Origin of the sequence: Micromonospora sp. NPDC023888 (assembly GCF_040639415.1) — a bacterium.
Lineage (GTDB): Bacteria > Actinomycetota > Actinomycetes > Mycobacteriales > Micromonosporaceae > Micromonospora.
In genome coordinates, this window is sequence record NZ_JBEZZW010000042.1 from 1 (window position 1) to 18,052 (window position 18,052).

General features: G+C 69.8%; 13 protein-coding genes. 3 read left to right on the forward strand and 10 right to left on the reverse strand.

The annotated features are described in order from the left end of the window. Positions 1–144 precede the first annotated feature (144 nt). The 7 genes from AB0F61_RS28475 to AB0F61_RS28505 all read right to left on the reverse strand — a co-directional run bounded on the left by AB0F61_RS28475 (position 145) and on the right by AB0F61_RS28505 (position 8,519). Positions 145–1,371, reverse strand: a complete 1,227-nt coding sequence (locus AB0F61_RS28475) for an iron-containing alcohol dehydrogenase (RefSeq protein WP_357815712.1) — start codon at positions 1,369–1,371, stop codon at positions 145–147. 57 nt (positions 1,372–1,428) lie between these two features. Beyond that, the gene (locus AB0F61_RS28480; protein WP_357815715.1) at positions 1,429–2,889 is read right to left on the reverse strand and encodes an NAD-dependent succinate-semialdehyde dehydrogenase; all 1,461 of its coding nucleotides are present in this window, start codon (positions 2,887–2,889) and stop codon (positions 1,429–1,431) included. A 243-nt stretch (positions 2,890–3,132) separates the two neighbouring features. Beyond that, complete coding sequence (locus tag AB0F61_RS28485) at positions 3,133–4,209, reverse strand: ABC transporter ATP-binding protein (protein ID WP_357815717.1); 1,077 nt, start codon at positions 4,207–4,209, stop codon at positions 3,133–3,135. Further along, the gene (locus AB0F61_RS28490) at positions 4,209–5,276 is read right to left on the reverse strand and encodes an ATP-binding cassette domain-containing protein (protein ID WP_357815720.1); all 1,068 of its coding nucleotides are present in this window, start codon (positions 5,274–5,276) and stop codon (positions 4,209–4,211) included. The genes AB0F61_RS28485 and AB0F61_RS28490 overlap by 1 nt, the downstream gene beginning before the upstream one ends. After that, positions 5,276–6,187, reverse strand: coding sequence for a carbohydrate ABC transporter permease (locus AB0F61_RS28495; protein ID WP_357815723.1), 912 nt, complete (start codon positions 6,185–6,187; stop codon positions 5,276–5,278). Before AB0F61_RS28495 ends, AB0F61_RS28490 begins: the two co-directional genes overlap by 1 nt. Beyond that, positions 6,187–7,032, reverse strand: coding sequence for a sugar ABC transporter permease (locus tag AB0F61_RS28500; RefSeq protein ID WP_357815726.1), 846 nt, complete (start codon positions 7,030–7,032; stop codon positions 6,187–6,189). Before AB0F61_RS28500 ends, AB0F61_RS28495 begins: the two co-directional genes overlap by 1 nt. Positions 7,033–7,133: 101 nt before the next feature. Continuing rightward, complete coding sequence (locus AB0F61_RS28505) at positions 7,134–8,519, reverse strand: extracellular solute-binding protein (RefSeq protein WP_357815729.1); 1,386 nt, start codon at positions 8,517–8,519, stop codon at positions 7,134–7,136. Positions 8,520–8,955: 436 nt separating this feature from the next. Between AB0F61_RS28505 and AB0F61_RS28510 the strand changes: the two genes are divergently transcribed. The 3 genes from AB0F61_RS28510 (at position 8,956) to AB0F61_RS28520 (ending at position 11,189) form a co-directional block, all read left to right on the forward strand. Continuing rightward, on the forward strand, positions 8,956–9,699 hold the full coding sequence (locus tag AB0F61_RS28510) for a GntR family transcriptional regulator (protein WP_357815732.1): 744 nt from the start codon (positions 8,956–8,958) through the stop codon (positions 9,697–9,699). 85 nt (positions 9,700–9,784) lie between these two features. Further along, entirely contained in the window at positions 9,785–10,348 is a 564-nt protein-coding gene (locus AB0F61_RS28515) for a DJ-1/PfpI family protein (protein WP_357815735.1), read from the forward strand. Between the two features lie 19 nt (positions 10,349–10,367). Then, positions 10,368–11,189, forward strand: a complete 822-nt coding sequence (locus AB0F61_RS28520) for an alpha/beta hydrolase (RefSeq protein WP_357815737.1) — start codon at positions 10,368–10,370, stop codon at positions 11,187–11,189. A gap of 52 nt (positions 11,190–11,241) precedes the next feature. On the opposite strand, the gene AB0F61_RS28525 is transcribed toward AB0F61_RS28520, so the two are convergent. From AB0F61_RS28525 to AB0F61_RS28535, 3 genes are all read right to left on the reverse strand, one after another. Continuing rightward, complete coding sequence (locus AB0F61_RS28525; RefSeq protein ID WP_357815739.1) at positions 11,242–12,447, reverse strand: esterase-like activity of phytase family protein; 1,206 nt, start codon at positions 12,445–12,447, stop codon at positions 11,242–11,244. 248 nt (positions 12,448–12,695) lie between these two features. Then, positions 12,696–14,033 carry a M1 family metallopeptidase gene (locus tag AB0F61_RS28530; RefSeq protein ID WP_357815742.1) on the reverse strand — a complete coding sequence of 446 codons (1,338 nt, stop codon included), beginning with the start codon at positions 14,031–14,033 and terminating at the stop codon, positions 12,696–12,698. Beyond that, positions 14,030–17,887: a Pls/PosA family non-ribosomal peptide synthetase gene (locus AB0F61_RS28535; RefSeq protein ID WP_357815834.1), complete on the reverse strand. Its 3,858-nt coding sequence runs from the start codon at positions 17,885–17,887 to the stop codon at positions 14,030–14,032. The genes AB0F61_RS28530 and AB0F61_RS28535 overlap by 4 nt, the downstream gene beginning before the upstream one ends. Between the last annotated feature and the right edge of the window lie 165 nt (positions 17,888–18,052).

The window sequence follows — 18,052 nt, forward strand, 5'->3', positions numbered from 1 at the left end:
TACACCGCCCCCGCGGCAAACCCCCCCGCCCCCCCCGGCGCGGCTCTCAACCCCTCGGGCCCCACCCTCCCCCCCCCCCCCGAGACGTGAGCGTCCGTTCGGGAGTGCCGCATGCGGCACTCCCGAACGGACGGGAGAGGCCTGTCACTGTCTCCGCGCGGAGCCAGCCCGGTCCCCGGTCCAGGCCGCTTCGAGGATCGCGGTCAGGCTGGCGGTGTCGGTCGGGCCCGGATGGTTCTGGATCAGGCGGGTGACGCCACCTGCCATCTCCGCGAAGCGCGGGAGGTCGGCGCGTGCCACGCCGATGTCCGCCAAGGTGGCAGGGATGCCGATGTCGGCAAGGAGCACGTCGAGCCAGGTGAGGAACGTATCTGCGGCCTCGGCCTCCGAGGCGTCGGTCACGTCGAGCCCACACACCCCGGCGAGGACGGCCAACCGGTCGCCGATGGCATCCCTGGCCGCGTCCAACGCGTAGGGCAGTAGCAGCCCGACACCCAGGCCGTGCGGTGTGTGCGTGGCCGCGCCGATGGGGTACTGGAGAGCGTGCGGGGCAGCGTTGCCCGCGTGGGAAAACGCGAGCCCGGCGAGCATGGACCCATAGGACATGTCCGCGCGCGCGTCGGTGTCGCCTCCGTCCCTGACAGCACGACGCAGGCTACGGGCGATCCGCTCCGCGGCCCGGAGCGCGTAGTGGTCGGTGATCGGGTTGCGGCCGAGGAACACCTGCTCCACCGGGTCGCGCGGTCCGTGGGCCCGGGGTCGCGCGGTGTAGCTCTCCACCGCGTGACAGAACGCGTCGATGCCGGAGTGGGCGGTGACAGTCGCCGGGCAGGTGTAGGTGAGTTCGGGGTCGACGATGGCGAAGTCGGGCACGATGTGGACGCTTGACACCCCCACCTTCAGCTCGCGGTCCGGGTCGGTCAGCACCGACACGGGCGTCAGCTCGGAGCCGGTGCCTGACGTCGTCGGGACCGCGATGAGAGGCATCGTCGGCCCCGGCACCTTCGACTCGCCGTAGAAGTCGCGCGGCGTCCCACCGTGGCGCCGGATGACGCCGACGATCTTGGCGAGGTCGATCACCGTGCCACCCCCGATGGCGAGGAGCACGTCGGCGTCCACCTCGGCGGCGGCCGAGACGGCCAGGGCGACATCGGCGAGTGGCACGTCCGGAGTCGCGTCGGAGAACACCTCGACGACCTGGACCTTCTCCCGCACGGCGGCCACGATCTCGGCCACGCCCGGCTGCCGCAGGAGAACCTTGTCGGTCACGATGAGGACTCGCGAGCCACTCTCGGCCACCACTCGTGGGATGTTCTGCGCGACCCCCTCGCCGACGATGAGCTGGCGTGGTCCGCGGACGGTCTCAAGCATGTCGGTGCCTCTCCGGAACGTCGGCGGCGATGCTGGGCGGACGGAGCAGCAGGCCGGTCACGGTAGGTCGATCGCCGCGTAGGTGACGTCGAGGTATTCGAGAATGCCCTCGTGCGACCCCTCCTTGCCGATCCCGGACTGCTTCACGCCGCCGAACGGAGCTGACGGGTCCGATATCAGGCCACGGTTGATGCCGAGCATCCCGGTGTCCAGCCCCTCGGTGAACCGGAGCGCCCGCTGGAGGTCCCGGGTGAAGATGTATCCGACCAGGCCGTACTCGGTGTCGTTGGCCTTCGCCAGCACCTCGTCGTCGGACGTGAACGAGATGATCGGCGCCACCGGGCCGAAGATCTCCGTCTCCAGCATCCGCGCATCGTCGGGCACGTCGACGAGGACGGTGGGCGGGTAGAAGTGGCCGGGCCCAGCCGGACGCTCACCGCCCACCAGGACCCGGGCGCCGCGATCGACAGCGTCGGTGACGAGCTCGTCGATCTTGGCGACGGAGGCCTCGTCGATCAACGCCCCGACGTCCACGCCGTGGTCGAGACCATGGCCCATCGAGAGCGCGCCCATCCGCTCGGCGAAGCGCGCCGTGAACTCCTCGTGCACCGGCTCCTCGACGTAGATCCGGTTGGCCGCGATGCAGGATTCCCCGATGTTGCGCATCTTGGCCACCATGGCACCGTCGAGCGCGACGTCCAGGTCAGCGTCCGCACACACGATCAGGGCCGCGTTGCCGCCCAGCTCCATGGACGTACGCAGCACGTTGTCCGCGGCCTGTCGGAGCAGCACGCGCCCGACCTCGGTGGACCCGGTGAACGAGAGCTTGCGGGTCCGCCTGTCGGCCAGCAGTGCCGAGACGACCGTGCCGGAACGCTTGGTGGTCACCACGTTGACGACACCCGGGGGAACGCCGACCTCCTCCATGATGCGGGCCAGGAGCAGCATGGTGAGTGGCGTCTGGCCGGCTGGCTTGGTGATCGTCGTGCAGCCCGCGGCCAGCGCAGGAGCGATCTTGCGAGCGCCCATGGCCAACGGAAAGTTCCAGGGCGTCACGAAGACGCAGGGTCCGACCGGCTTCGGCACGGTGAGGATGCGATATCCACCCGTGGGAGCGGTGCTGTAGCGCCCCTCGACGCGCACCGCCTCCTCGGCGAACCAACGGAAGAACTCGGCGCCGTAGCCCACCTCTGCCCGAGCCTCGGCGAGCGGCTTGCCCATCTCGAGCGTTATCAGCCGGGCGACCTCCTCGGATCGCTCGGTCAGTGCCCGGTACGTCGCGGTCAACAACTCTGACCGTTTCCGCGGCGGGGTCGCCGCCCACTGCGCCATTGCCGTGCTCGCCGCGTCCAGAGCGGCGAGCCCGTCGACGACGTCGGCGTCCGCCACCTCGGCGATGGTCTTGCCGGTGGCCGGGTCCTCGACGGCAAAGGTGGCTCCGCTCGCGGCGTCGCGCCAGGCGTCGCCGATCCGGAGCCGCCGGTGTTCGGGGGCCAGGACGTTCATCGGGTCACTCATTGCGTCGCCTCCGTGATCTTCTTGGTGCTGTCCGGGGTGCCTCAGCGGTCGCGCTGTGCGCGTAGCCGGACGGTTCACCCGCCCTCGTCGGGGGCGAGGTTGTTCGCAGCGCGATGCCCCGTGCCACCGCCGCCCTCTCGGGCCGCGGCCGTCTGAGCGTCGTCAGGCCGTGCTCACCGGTGCTGGTCCGCCGAGGGTCGATTGCCGCGTGCGGGCGCATGGTGCCGTCGCCGCCCGCCGCGGTTACCGCCCGGCCTCGGACAGCGACAGCCCGGTGCCCGCATCGAACAGGTGCGCACGGTCCAGGTCGACGGTGACACTCAGTCGTTCGCCAGGCGTACCGGTGACGGTGGGTCGTGCCTTGACCTTGAGGATCTCCGTCCCCACCCGGACGTCGACCACCGTTCGGTCACCGAGCGGCTCAAGCCCGTACAGCTCCCCGGACAACGACGCGTCCCCTCGCTGCTCGACGGACAGGTCCTCCGCGCGCAGGCCCAGCAGCAGCGCACGACCGTCCTCAGCCGTGGTCCAGCGGGGCCGCGGCAGTGTCCAGCCGTCCGTACCGACCAGACGATCTCCCTCGGCCCGGCAGGCGAGCAGGCTGATCGGCGGGCTCCCGACGAATCCGGCGACCCACTGGTTGGCTGGACGCTCGTACACCTCGGTCGGCGTTCCGACCTGTTGCACCTTCCCCTCCTTGAGGACCGCGACCTGGTCGGCCATGGACAGGGCCTCGACCTGGTCGTTTGTCACGTAGACGAAGGTCGCTCCGAGGCTCCGGTGGATGCGGGTGAGCTCGGTGCGCATCTCGACGCGGAGCTTGAGGTCGAGGTTCGTCAGCGGCTCGTCCATGAGGAACGCGCGCGGGCGACGGACCAGCGCCCGGGCCAGGGCGACACGCTGCATCTCACCGCCCGACAACTGCGCGGGACGACGCTGGAGCAGACGTTCGATGTGCAGCAGGTTCGACATCTGCTCGACGGCAGCGGCGATCTCACTCGACGAACAGCGGCGTGCCCGCAGCGGCGAAGCGATGTTCTCGTACACGGTGTGTCGCGGGTAGAGGGCGTAGCTCTGGAAGACCATGGCCAGGTCGCGTGCGGCCGGGGTGTCCGCGGTCGCGTCCCTGCCATCCAGACGCACCGACCCGGCGTCGAGCTTGTCGAGGCCGGCGATCGCTCGCAGGGTCGTCGTCTTGCCGGCCCCGGAGGGTCCGAGCACGACGAAGAACGAGCCGTCCGGCACGTCCAGCGTCACCCCGTCCAGGGCCTGGACCTTGCCGAAGGACTTGCGTAGCCCCTGCACTGCCACGGTTCCCATCAGGCCACCAGCTCTTCCGTGCTCACGTCGTAGACCGCCGGGGTCCCGCCGGTGTGCCGCAGCCCGACCTTCGCGTCAGCGGCGAAACGGACAGTCGGTGGCATCCGAACCCGTACGTCGCGCTTGCCGCTGTGGTCGACCACGTAGATGATTTCGTCGCCCAGCCACTCCGCCGAGACCACGCGGGCCGGGACCGAGTCTTCCGCCCCGGGTGCTGTGACCTCCAGCGCCTCCGGCCGGACGCCTGCGACCAGGCCACGGTCGCGCGGCAGGCCGGGCGGTGGGGTGAGGACCAGTCCGCCCTGACCGCGCAGCTTCCCGTCGGCCACCTCCACCTCGATCAGGTTCATGGGCGGGGAGCCGATGAACGCGGCGCAGAAAAGACTCGCCGGGCGGTTGTAGACCTCCAGCGGCGTGCCGATCTGCTCGACGCGGCCCTTGTTGAGGATGGCGATTCGGTGACCGAGCGACATCGCCTCGACCTGGTCGTGGGTGACGTAGACCATCGTCGCCCCCAGTTCCCCCTGCAGGTGCTTGATCTCCGTGCGCATGTCCGCCCTCAGCTCCGCGTCCAGATTGGTGAGAGGTTCGTCCATGAGGAAGGCGCGCGGTCGTCGCACCAGGGCGCGGGCGAGCGCGACGCGCTGCTGCTCGCCGCCGGACAGCTGGCGCGGTCGCCGGTTCAGGAGCGGACCGAGCCGCATCAGCCGGGCCGCCTCGGTGACCCGCTCGTGCACCTCCGGCTTGGGCAGTCCCTCGGCGCGCAGTGGGAACGCCAGGTTGTCGCGGATTCTCAGATGCGGGTAGAGAGCGTAGAACTGGAACACCATGGCGATGTCGCGCTCGGCGGGCGGCAGGTCGTTGACGAGCGTGTCGCCGATGCGGATGTCGCCAGTCGTCTGCCGCTCCAGGCCGGCGATGGCCCGCAGCGTGGTCGTCTTGCCGCAACCAGAGGGACCGAGCATCACGAACAGTTCGCCGTCGCCGATGGACAGGTCGACGTGCTCGACCGCGACAGTCCCGTCCGGGTAGCGCTTGTGCAACGAAGTCACCTCGATGCCCGCCATCAGCGTCGCACCGCCCCGAGCGTCACGCCGGCGATGAGGTGCTTGCGCACCAGATAGGCGAAGACGAGCACCGGTAGGGCGAACACCACGGAGGCGGCGGCCACGAGACCCCAGTCCGTGGTGGTGCCACCGATCAGGCCGGCGATGGCGGGTGGGGCTGTCCGCACGCTGTCGCTTGAGGTGAGGAAGGTGGCGAACACGAACTCGTTCCACGAGAAGATGAGTGCGAAGACCGCCGTCGCGGCGATGCCGGGCAGGAGCAGGGGAAGGGTGAATTTCCGGAACGCCTGCAGACGGGTGTAGCCGTCGAGCATGGCGGCGTCCTCGTACTCCGCGGGCACCTCGTCGACGAATCCCTTGATCATCCAGATCGTGAACGGGACGTTGAACGCGGTGTAGATGAGGATCAGGCCGAGCTTGCTGTCGAACAATCCGATCTGGCGGTACATGAGGAAGATCGGGATCACGACCACCACTGGCGGCATGAAGCGGGTGGACAGGATGAAGAACAGTTGGTCCTTCTTGGCCTTCACGGCGAAGCGTGAGTAGGCCCAGGCCGCCGGAACCCCCAGCGCGGTGGCCAGCAGCGTGGAGACCCCGGCGACCACTACGGAGTTGAGGAACGAGACGGACAGGGCCGAGCGACCGCCGCCGGGGGCGACGAACACGTCCCTGAAATGCTGCAGGGTGACAGTGAAGTCGAAGAACTTGGCCGGGATGGCGTAGACGTCCCGGTTCTCCTTGATGGACGTCTCGATCATCCACAGCACGGGAAAGAGCATCACGACGGCCAGCACGGTCAGCAGCGCGACCTCCAGCACCGAGCGGCCCCGGCCGCCAAAGCGGCGCGCGGGCGGTGCGTGATCCCGGGCAGGACCTGTGGACACGGCCTCGTCGACGGAGACGGCCATCAGCCCTCCTTGAGCTTGTTCAGATAGCGCAGGTAGAGCTGCGTGAGGACGATGACGACGAGGACCATGAGGATCCCGTACGCCGAGGCGGTTCCGGTGTTGAAGCCCAGGAACGCGACCTTGTAGACGTGGAACGACAACGTCTCGGTGGAGACCCCCGGACCACCGTTGGTGAGGATGTAGACGAGGTCGAACAGCCGGAAGGCCTCGATGGCCCTGAACAACACGGCGATGAGGAGCAGCGGCCACACAAGCGGAAGAGTGATGGTGCGGAACCGGAACCACTCGGACGCCCGGTCGATCGAGGCTGCCTCGTACAGGTACTTGGGGACCGCGGTAAGGCCCGCGAGTGCGATGAGCATGATGAACGGCGTCCACTGCCAGGTGTCGACCACGATCAGGGAGACAAGTGCCGTTCGCTGCCGGGTGAGCCACTCCACCTGTCCCAGGCCGATCGAGCCGAGCATGCTGTTGATCACGCCGAACTGCGCGTCGAGCATGAACCGCCAGAACAGCCCGACCACGACCGGCGACAGCATCATCGGGACGAGGAACAGAGTCGTCAGCAGCCCTCGCCCGTGCGTGCGCCGTGAGATCAGGTAGGCGATGCCGAAACCGAGCACGGTCTGCAGGCCGACCGCGCCGACCACGTAGATCAACGTGGTCAGGGCCCTCGTGTGGACCTGCGCCGAGGTCAGGATGGCGGTGTAGTTCCCGAACCCGATGAAGTCGGCGGGCCCCCCGCGGGTGGCCGAGTAGTCGGTGAAGGACAGGTACAACGCCCAGAGCAACGGGAACACCGACATGGCGAGCAACAGCAGCAGCGCGGGGGAGATGAATGCCACGGCGAGCCCGCGGTCGCTCAGCCCGCGGGACCGACCCGGTGCAGGTGGCGTCGCGGACGCCACCTGCCCGGGGTGGTCGGTTTTCAGAGGGAGGGGGCCACTCACAGTCCGCCGCCGCCCTTGCGGTTGCTGGAGTCGAGCACGCCCTGCTGCTCCTTGGCGATGTCGTCGAGCGCGTCCTTCGGCTTCTTCGCGCCGTTGAGAGCCGCGTTCACGTTGGTGTTCTCGATGTCGACGAGGCGCGCGTACTCGGGCACGTTCCACATGTCCCGCATCCGCGGAACCGAGTCGGTGTACACCTGGTTGAACGGCCCGGCGTTGAGGAACTCGGGCGACTGCAGGGCGTCCGTACGCGATGGCACGCCACCCGCCGCTGCCCACTTCTTCTGGATGTCAGCCCGCTCGAACCACTTCATGAAGTTCAGAGCCTCGGCCTGGTTGGCCTTGGAGGAGTAGGCCGACACGTGCATCCCCATACCGCCGAGAGGGACCAGGTTCGTCTTCTGGCTCGGCAGGGTGGCGAAACCAAGCTTGTCGAGAATCTGCTTCCGCGTGGTGCCGAGCGTCGACTGCTTCGGATCAAGCAGGCCGCCGCTCGCGGCGATCCAGTTGAACGCGATGCAAGCCTTGCCCTGGGCGACCGCCGCGTTCACCTCGTCGATGAACCAGTTGCCGGAGCCCTTGGCGGTCAGCGGCTTCATCTTGTTGACCAGGACGTCCATCGCCTCCTGGCCCGCGGCGTCGTTGATGACGCCCTCGATCTTGCGCGTCTTGGAGTCCCAGAGGTTGCCGCCGTAGATGCCGTTGACCGTGTTGTAGGTGACGGCCGCCGCGTCGGAGCCGTTGGCCTGGTGGAAAGCCAGCCCGCTGACGCCGGGGTTTTCCGACTGGCACTTCTCGGCGGCTGAGATCATCTGGTCCCAGGTCTGCGGTGGCTTGTCGCCGATCAGGTCCTTGCGGTAGATCATCGTCCAGGTGTCGCCGAGCAGTGGCAGCCCGTACAGGCTGGCGTTCTCGTCGCGCTTGCCGGTCTCCGCCTGGGGGAACTGGCCGTAGGCCGCCAGGAGGTACGGGTTGTAGGCCGCGACGTCGATGTTGCTCTTGACGAAGTCGGTGATGTCGAGGATGTTGCCGTTCGTCACGGCCTCGCCGATGTGTTGCGAGTCCAGGATCGCGATGTCGAAGTCGGTCTTGTGCGCGGCGAACTGGGTGAACATCGCGTCGTGCCAGTTCGCGTTCGGCACGGTGTTGACCTTGATGGTCGCGTTCGGCCGTTCCTTCTTGTACTCCGCGTTCGCGAAGGTCTCCAGTGCCTGGGCGGGAGGCCAGTCGAACCAGATGAAGCTGAGGGTCAGCGGGTCCTTGGTGAGCTCCGGGATGGTCGCCGGTGCCTTGGGGGCGCTCGCCTTCGTGCCGTCGTCCTTGCCGTCACCGCAAGCCGCCACGGTCGTGGCCATGAGCAGCATGGCCGCCGCCGCGAGCTGCACCTTTCGCCCGGGAACGGATATTCGTCCTGTTCGCTGTGGATGCCGCATCTTCTCGCCTGCTTTCTGGATGGGGACTTCTAGAGCCTCGCTATGTGCTTCGCCGAGCAGTTGCTTGGTTGTTCAGGTGTGCTGCCGAGCGATCGCGGGGGTCGACCCGCGGACCGGCGTCACGAGTACGGGCGACCTACCGGGTCTTCCTGCCGTCGAGAAGCCCTCCGGACCGGCTGCGACCCGATGACGAGCCGAGCAGGACGTCGAGCATGCTCATGGAACTTCAGGTGATCGAAGTGGAGCGGTGGTGGCCGGTTCCGCCATGGTCAGAACGGCGGTCGTCCGTCACTTTTCCTATACGATCGAGTGGGGGCGTCAGCATGTCGCAGCGTTGTGATTGATGTCAACAGGTTCCCGAAGACGCAAGAAAGGACCTCACGTCACGATGGACGACGATGCGATGACCGCGCGGGGCCGGAGGGCCGTGACGGGCGGAGCGCCGCCGGGAAGATCTGGCGGTCGGCTTGCCGACGAGGTGTACGACACGCTGCTCGGACAGCTCATGTCGCTACGGATCGAGCCTGGCTCCCGCGTCACGATCGACGTCCTGGCGCGAGAGCTGGGCGTCTCGCAGACGCCGATCCGAGACGCTCTGAACCGTATGGAGGCCGAGGGTCTGGTCGTGCGGGTGCCCCATGCCGGCTACCGCATTCCCCCGCAGATCACCCGTCACCGATTCGAGGACATGCTCGAGGTTCGCCTGCTCCTCGAGCCGGCAGCGGCGCGCAGATCCGCCGAACGCGCGTCCTCGGAGCAGGTGGCCGGCCTGCAACGGATGCTCGAGGAGATGGCGGAGCTGGAGGGGGGCAACGGGCTCATGGCCTACGGCGCCTTCGGGCTACGCGACGCCGCTTTCCACGATCTCGTCGCCCTGAGCGCGGAGAACCAGGTCATCCGCGAAGCGTTGGCTCGCCTGCACAGCCACGTGCACCTCTTCCGGCTTCACCACGACACCCAGGTCACCCACCTGGCCATGGCCGAGCACGAGGAAGTGGTGGCCGCGATCGCCGCGCGTGACCCCGACGCCGCCGCCTACGCGATGCGTCGACACATCCTGCGGTCCGGCGAGCGTTTCCGGCGATTGTTCGACGAGGTCAAGGACGCGGACGGAATGGCGGTAGAGGCTTGACGGGCGGGCTGGGCCGAGGAATGCTATCAATCGATCGGATCGGATTGGATCCACCTCATCCACCCCCAGACGCGAGGAGAAGCAGGTGCCCAGAGCGCTGCTCCTGACCGGCGACGCCGCCGAGGAGCTCGACACCATGTATCCCTACTATCGCGTGCAGGAGGGCGGCTGGGACGTCGACGTCTCGTCACGGACGCTGCGTGACGTGCAACTGGTCATCCACGAGTTCGACCCCAACTCCGACGCCTATGTGGAGAAGGACGGCCGGAAGCTGCCGGTCGACGTGCCCTGGGCCGAGGTCGACGTCGAGCGCTATGACGCCCTCATCATTCCCGGGGGACGTGCCCCCGAATGGATCCGGGTCGACGCCGACGTCAGGCGCATCACCGAGCACTTCTTCGCGCGCAACCTCCCCATCGCGCTGGTCTGCCACGGCGCGCAGGTACCCGCGGTGTACGGGCTGCTGAAGGGCCGAAAGACGGCGTGTTTCCCACCCATCACCGGTGACATGGAGAACGCGGGCGCGACGGTCATCGACGCCCCCGACGTCGTGGACGGCAACCTCGTCTCCTGCCGGGGGTGGCCCGACATGCCGCAGTTCGGCAGGGCGATGATGGAGGTCTTCTCGAAGTCCGTCGCCTCGGCATGAGCACGCCTGGCCGGCCCCGGTGACGGCACTTCGGACCGTCACCGTCGACGGCTCACCCGTCCACGTCCTGGAGAGCGGCACCGGGCCCGCGGTGCTGATGCTGCACGGCTCCGGACCCGGCACGACCGGGTCCGGCGCCTGGGCGGAGACGGCGCAGGCGCTGGGCACGTTCTGGCACCTGGTGGCTCCTGACCAGGCGGGGTTCGGCCGTACACCCGTCCCGACGGGCTCCAGGGGTGGGCTCCGGCTGTGGACGGAGCAGGCCGCGGGCCTGATGGATGCTCTCGGTATCGAGCACTACGCCGTGGTGGGTCACTCCATGGGTGGTGCCGTGGCGCTGGCGTTGGCGGCCGCGCGCCCCCGGCAGGTCACCCGGGTCGTGGCGGTCTCGACGATGGGCGCCCCCGGGGCGCCGCTGTCCGCCGAACTCGACGCGGTGTGGGCCGCCCCCGCCGGGCCGCTCGGGGCACGAGACATGCTGAGTCGCCTCGTCCTCGACCAGGCGCTGGTGACCGATTCGGCAGTCGATGCCCGTGCGGCCGCGATGCGAGCGGGGGAGGCCGCCTTCGCGTCGTTGTTCCCGCCACCCAGGGCACGATGGGTCGACGACCTCACCCTCTCGGCACAGACGCTTGCAGCGATCCGTGTGCCCGTGCTGCTCGTGCACGGCGCCGAGGACCGGGTCACCCCGCTCGCGACGGCAGCCCAGCCCCTGCTCGACCACCTGGCCGATGTCCGTCTGCACGTGTTCGGCAGGTGCGGGCACGTGCCGGCGATCGAGCACCCGCACGAGTTCCGGCAACTGCTGTCGTGCTTCCTCCGCCCGGACCGAGGCCACTGACCTGGTCGGGGGTGGGCGGCGTTTCAGGCCACCCACCCCCTCGGTGTCCGGGTCAGTAGCGGCGAAGGATGCGCTTGTCGGCATCCAGGCCGTGGTCCAGCTTGAGCACGATGAACTCGTTGTCGTCCGCCTGGCCGGCCGTGCGGCCCGAGGAGGACGGGAAGTTGTTGTCGTTGAGGACGGCGATCGTACGGTCGTCGAGGATCACCACGTCCTCGATGGTCTGGAACGGGAACGTGAAGGTGCTGCCGAACCCGCCGACGTGCCGCGGGTTGGCGATGTTCATCAGGTCGGCGACGAGCGTCTTGTCGAGGCGTCCGTCCCGGTTCCGGTCGCGCTTGTCGGCCAGGTAGATCCGCTTCACCTTCGCCGTCTCACCCTGACCGTTGTCCCGTTCGATGATCAGGAAGCGGTCACGGTCGACCATGATCGCGTCACCGATCGAGTGGTCGGCGGCGTCGAGCGCGTAGGTCCAGCGTCGACCGGTGTAGGTGTTGGTCCTGACGTCGAACTCGTTGAGCCGCAGTGTGCCGGTCGGGTCGCCCGCGACCGTGCCTTCGAGCAGCGGATAGAGGGTGGTGCCGTCCGGTGACTGGGCCATGCCCTCGAAGCCCTTGCTGCTGGCGAGGTTGGCCGCTGTCGTACCGCGGGTCGGGTTCTCGGGAGCGAACACGCCCGGCAGTTGCACCGGCGCCTGCAGTAGGCGGCCCGCGCGGTCGAAGTGCAGCAGGTACGGACCGAACTCGTCACCGATCCAGTACGTGCCGTCGGCCGTGCGGGTGATCGACTCGACGTCGAAGTCGGCGCCGGTGAGCACCCGGTCGGCGCGGGTGAGAGCGAACGGAACCTTGCCGTACGGGTCGGTCAGGTTGATGCCGCCGACAACGTCGACGGCGCCGCCGGCGAAGCCGGGCGCGAGCCGCTGGACACGCAGCAGGAAGTCGGCACTGTTGGCCTTGTTGCCGAAACCGTTGTCGGACAACACGTCGAAGGTGCCGTCGGTGTTGCGGAGGACACCGCTGAACCCCTGGACCGGTTGGTCGACGAACGGCGGGATGATGCCGTTGATCGGGGCGGTGCCAAGTGCCGAGCCGGACGGTTCGCTGCCGGGGACGAAGGTCGCCGCCGGCAGCACGGCGAACGCGCTCAGCTCAGCCCGGTTCCACGTGCTGTGCTCGGCCGCGGACGCGGCGCCCGGAAGCGTCAGGATCAGCGCGGCCACCGCGGCACCCAGGCCCACCCGCTTGCTCACTGCCATCAATCCTCATCTCGTCGGGAACGAAGGACCAGACACGTCTCGGTAGTGATCCGAGGGCAAGGTAGAGAGACGCGGTGAACTCGGACTGGACAAAGGGAATCCGCGCCCGAACCGTGCGGTGACCTTCACGGCGACCTCGGCCTGCCCGACGACTGCGCGATCTGTGCCGTCTCCGGGCAGCTCCGGCGGGGCACGGCGGCCGGGCCCGGAGGCCAACCGGACCACCGCGGCGATCACCGCGTCAGTGGTCAGCGGGGCAACGGGGGCAGCGTCGGGTTGTCGAGCCAGGCGGTGAACAGGCCGTCCAGGGGCTCGCGGGCGAAGCGTTGGGCGTGCAGCCGGAACTGCTCGGTCGTGACTGTCGCGTGTGGGTTCTCGGCGACCCACGCTCGCAGGAGCGCGAAGAACGACTCGTCACCCACCCTCTTGCGGAGGGCGTGCACCGTGAGCGCGCCACGCTTGTAGACAAGCGGGTCGAACATCCGGTCGACGCCGGGATCGGCGACCATGACGTTTCGCGGGCGATCCGCGATCCACGCGTACCACTGCGCGGCCAGGGCGTCTGTCGGCAGGTCGCCGCAGACGCCCGACCACAGCCACTCGGCGTACGTGGCGAAGCCCTCGTTGAGCCAGATGTGCCGCCAGTCGGCCACCGTGAGGCTGTTGCCGAACCACTGGTGGGCCAGTTCGTGCACGACAAGCCGCTCGTGGGTGCGCCGCCCGTCGACGTGGTTTCGTCCGAAGACCGCCATGCCCTGCGCTTCGACGGGATCGTCGAGGTCGTCGTCGGCGACCACGACGACGTACTCCCGGAAGGGGTAGGGCCCGAAGAGTCGTTGCAGCGCCGACATGATCTGGCCGTGCCGGCCGAAGTCGTGGGCGGCGTTCCGGCGCAGCGCGGGCGGAACCGCGGCGCGCTGCACCACCTCACCGACAGCCAGGTCCACCAGCTCGTAGCGTCCGATCTGGACGCTCATCAGGTACGGCGAGGTGGGCTCGCGCCGCTCGTACACCCAGGTCGTGTTGCCCGCGCCCCGGCGCTGGCGCACCGGATCACCTGTCACCAGGACCGTGTACGGGGAGGCGGTCGTGACCGCCACCCGGAAGGTGGCCTTGGCGGCGGGCTGGTCGTCGCACGGAAACCACGACGGCGATCCGTTCGGCTGGCTGGCCACGAGCGCCCCATCGGTGAGTTCCTCCCACCCCAGCTCGCCCCACCTGCCGGAGATGGGCACCGGCTTTCCCGCGTACCGGATCTCCACCCGGAACGTGTCGCCGGCGTCGATCGGCCGGTCGGGTTTGATCTGCAGTTTGTCCTGGCGGTGCAGGTACTTCGCCGGGCGCCCGTCCACCCGGACGTCCTGGACGCGGAGCCGACCGAGATCGAGAGTGAACCGCGAGAGCGCCTGTACGGCCACCGCGGTGATGTCGGCCCGGCCGGCGAGCCGGTTCGACACGACCCGGTAGTCGAGGTCGAGGTCGTAGTGCCGCACCCGGTAGCCGCCGTTGCCGTGCTCGGGCAGGTAGGAGTCACCGGAGCGGCTGGCGCCGGGCGTCGCGCCGCCCGACGCCGCCTTCGGATTCACGCCGACCGTGCCGGTGGCGCCGGCCAGGTGGTGATCGGGTTACCCAACCATCGGCTGTCGGACGGCACGGCGTCGCCGCGGGTCACCAGCGATCCGGGCCCGACCGTGGTCCGCGCCCCGATGCTCGCGCCCGGCAGGACGATGCCGTGCGGGCCCAGCGCGGCTCCCGCGCCGAGTGTCACCTCGTCCATGCTCATCACACGATCATGGAACAGGTGGGTCTGCACCACACAACCGCGGTTCACCGTCGCACCGTCGCCGAGCCGCACCAGGTCGTACTCGGGCAGCCAGTAGGTCTCCAGCCAGACGCCCTGGCCGATCTTCGCACCGAGCGTGCGCAGCCATGCCGTCAGCAGAGGCGTGCCGGTCGCGAAACGGGCCAGCCACGGCGCGGCGAGGACCTCGACGAATGTGTCCGCGAGTTCGTTGCGCCACACGAAGGAGGTCCACAGCGCCCGCTCGGCGACCCGGAAGCGCCCGACCAGCAGCCACTTCGCGGCCGTCGCGATGGCGGCGGCGACGATCGCCGCACCCAGCAGCACCGGCCCGGCGGTGAGCGCCGCCGCCCACCACCCGGCAGCCCGCCACACGACCGCGAGCACGGCCAGGACGCCGACCGCCAGGGCGCCGGCGCACATCACCGGAACGATCCGGCACAGCTCGATCGCGGCGCGGGCCAGCTTCAGCCGCAGTGGCGGGTCGAAGGTGCGGCTGGTGTCGGCGGCTTCCACGGTCCGGCGCAGCGGCATCGGCGGCGCGCCGAGCCACGACGAGCCCTTCTTCGCCTTGAACGGCGCCGACGACAACACGCCGACAAGCCCGCGCTTGGGCACCGAACGCCCCGGTGCCGCCATTCCCGAGTTGCCGAGGAATGCCTGCTTACCGATGCGGGCCGGGGCGACGCGCAACCACCCGTGGCTCAGCTCGTAGGTGGCGACCATGGTGTCGTCGGCCAGGAAGGCCCCGTCGGCGACAGTGGTCATCGCCGGCAGTGCCAGCACGGTGGATGCCTCCACGCCGCGCCCCACCTTGGCGCCCAGCAGCCGCAACCACACGGGTGTGAAGAGACTGGCGTAGAGCGGGAACAACCCGACCCGTGCCATCCCCATCAGCCGCTCGGTCGTCCAGACCTGCCACGCCACCCGCCCCTGCACGGGGTGGTACCCGGCGTGCAGGCCGACGCTGAGCGCCCGGACGGCCCCGAGGATCAGCAGCGCATAACCCACCACGTAGGCGACTGTCGCCACCGCGACGGCGGCCAGCACCGCGCCGACCGTCGGTCGGACGGCGAGCGTCCAGCCGAGCAGGGCGACTGCCGGCAGGGCGGCCACGACCGGGACCAGCCCCAGCAGTTGGGCGGTCAGCGCGTACCCGATCGGCCAGCCACGGGACCGAAGTCGCGTTCGCGGGGGCCGCTGACCGGGCCATTCGGCGCGATCCTTGGCAGCGGGTGCGGCAGGTGAGCCGGCCCAGCGCTGATTCGCCGGTACGGCACCGGTCACGGTCGAGCCGGCGGCGATGCGCGCGCCCTTGCCGATCCGGGCGCCGGGCATCAGGGTGCTGCGCGAACCCACCCGGGCGCCCGCGCCGACGCGGACCCTACCGACATGGACGACGTCGCCGTCGACCCAGTGGCCGGCCAGATCGACCTCTGGCTCGATCGCCGCGCCGCGGCCCAGTTTCAGCAGGCCGGTGACCGGCGGCGCGGAGTGCAGGTCGACATCGGGAGCGACAGACGCGCCCAGCGCCCGGGCGTAGGTGGTCATCCAGGAAGCTCCGGCGACGCTTGTGGCGCCGCTCAGCTCGGCGAGGCGTTCGGCGGCCCACAGCCGCAGGTGCACCCCGCCACCGCGCGGGTAGCTGCCGGGGCGTACCCCGCGCAGCAGCAGTCGCGCTCCGGCGGCGGCCACTGCGATCCGGCCCAGCGGGCTGAACAGCAGAAGCCAGCCCAGCGCCACCCACCACCAGGACACGACAGGTGCCCAGGGTGCCGGCGCGAGCAGGACGAGGACGTTGCCGAGGGCGGCCAGTACGGTCAGCCAGCGCAGCCCGACAAGCGCGAGCATCGGCACCATCATCGCGGCCTGGATCAGCCCGGCGCGCCTCGGCGTCGGCCGGACCTCCCGGCGCGTCGCGGCCGTCGTGTCGAGCGCGTCGAGCACGGCCGCGAGCCGCGACAGTTTCGGGTGGAGGTAGATGTCGGCCACCGACACACTCGGGTGCCGGCGCCGGATCCACGCCACCAGTTGCGCCGCGTTCAGGCTGCCGCCGCCGTGGGTGAAGAAGTCCGCGTCCGCCTCGGTGGGGCGTACGCCCAGGATTTCCGCCCAACCGCCGGCGAGCCACTCCTCCGTCGCGGTCAGCTCGCCCGCGGTGTCCTGCGGGGTCGCCAGCGGCCAGGGCAGCGCGGCCCGATCCACCTTGCCGGATGTCCGGGTCGGCAACGCGTCCACCACGGCCAGCAGCGGTACGAGCGCGGCCGGTAGCTGTTCACGGATCCGCAGCGCCGCCGTCGCGGCGTCGAAGGTGACGGCGTCGTGCGGAACCACGTACCCCACCAACAGCTGGTTGCCCGCGGCGGTGCGCCGCACGGCCGCGGCGGCACCGGCGACGTCGGGCAGCGCCTGCAGTGCGGCGTCGATCTCACCCAGCTCGATCCGGCGTCCGCCCAGCTTCACCTGCTCGTCACCGCGGCCGATGAACAGGAGCCCTTCGGGCTCCGCCCGGACGATGTCACCGCTGCGGTACGCCCGCTGCCAGCCGAGCGCGGGCAGCGCCGCGAACTTCTCGGCGTCCTTGGCCGGGTCCAGGTAGCGGGCGAGTCCCACCCCGCCGATCACCAGCTCGCCGGTCTCACCCATCGCCACCGGAGCGCCGGAGGCGTCGAGCACGGCGAGTTCCCAGCCGGCCAGCGGCAGCCCGATGCGTACCGGTCCCTCGCCGGTCATCCGCGCGGCGCAGGCGACCACTGTCGCCTCGGTCGGCCCGTAGGTGTTCCAGACCTCGCGGCCCTCGACCGCCAGGCGCTGCGCGAGCTCCGGTGGGCAGGCCTCGCCACCGAAGATCAGCAGCCGGACCTCCTCCAGCGCCTCGACCGGCCACAGGGCGGCGAGCGTCGGGACCGTCGACACCACCGAGATGCGCTGCTCGGCCAGCCACGGGCCGAGGTCGACACCGCTGCGGACGAGCGACCGCGCGGCCGGCACCAGACAGGCGCCGTGCCGCCACGCCAGCCACATCTCCTCGCAGGACGCGTCGAACGCCACCGACAGCCCGGCCAGGACCCGGTCCTGCGGGCCGATCGCCTCGTTGGCCTCGTCGGCGAGGAACAACTGCGCCTCGGCGTCCACGAAGGCCGCCGCCGCGCCGTGGCTGACCGCCACCCCCTTCGGGGTGCCCGTCGAGCCGGAGGTGAAGATGATCCAGGCGTCGTCGTCCGGGCTGGGCCGGCCGATCCGACCTGCGGGGGTACGGCGCGGCGACACCGCCAACCCGTCACCGAGCACCGCGACCACCCCCGCCTCGGCGAAGACGAGCTCGGCGCGTTCCTCGGGATCATCGGCGTCGACCGGCACGTAGGCCGCGCCCGCCGCGAGAACGCCGAGGATCGCCAGGTACAGCTCGGCCGTACCGGAGGAGATCCGGACGCCCACGCGGTCGCCGACACCGATGCCGTGTCCGGCGAGCAACCTCCGGACGGCCTCGACCTCGTCGGCCAGGTCGCGGTACGTCAGTGCCGTGGCACCGCTGTCGAGCGCACCCGCGTCGGCGTAGGCGCGCACGGAGTCGTCGAGGATGTCGACAAGCGTGCGGCGGACCGAGGACGGGGAGGATCGGAACACCGCAGGGATCATCGGTGCGGCAGCGATCGGCGACTGCGCGACCACCTGAAGTTCACTCGTCACGGGCACCCGGCGTTCACCATTCTCGTCCTGCGGATCGGCGTCGACCAGGCGCGCGGCATGCGGACCGCCCTGGGCAGCCCTCAACGCTACGTCGCACCCGGCCGGAAGTGACGG

Bases quoted from the DNA above. Each gene is read 5' to 3' on its own strand.
- AB0F61_RS28495 (WP_357815723.1), bottom strand. From the start codon at position 6,187: ATGGCCGTCTCCGTCGACGAGGCCGTGTCCACAGGTCCTGCCCGGGAT.
- AB0F61_RS28485 (WP_357815717.1), bottom strand. From the start codon at position 4,209: ATGGGAACCGTGGCAGTGCAGGGGCTACGCAAGTCCTTCGGCAAGGTC.
- AB0F61_RS28525 (WP_357815739.1), bottom strand. From the start codon at position 12,447: ATGGCAGTGAGCAAGCGGGTGGGCCTGGGTGCCGCGGTGGCCGCGCTG.
- AB0F61_RS28490 (WP_357815720.1), bottom strand. From the start codon at position 5,276: ATGGCGGGCATCGAGGTGACTTCGTTGCACAAGCGCTACCCGGACGGG.
- AB0F61_RS28475 (WP_357815712.1), bottom strand. From the start codon at position 1,371: ATGCTTGAGACCGTCCGCGGACCACGCCAGCTCATCGTCGGCGAGGGG.
- AB0F61_RS28510 (WP_357815732.1), top strand. From the start codon at position 8,956: ATGGACGACGATGCGATGACCGCGCGGGGCCGGAGGGCCGTGACGGGC.
- AB0F61_RS28535 (WP_357815834.1), bottom strand. From the start codon at position 17,887: ATGATCCCTGCGGTGTTCCGATCCTCCCCGTCCTCGGTCCGCCGCACG.
- AB0F61_RS28480 (WP_357815715.1), bottom strand. From the start codon at position 2,889: ATGAGTGACCCGATGAACGTCCTGGCCCCCGAACACCGGCGGCTCCGG.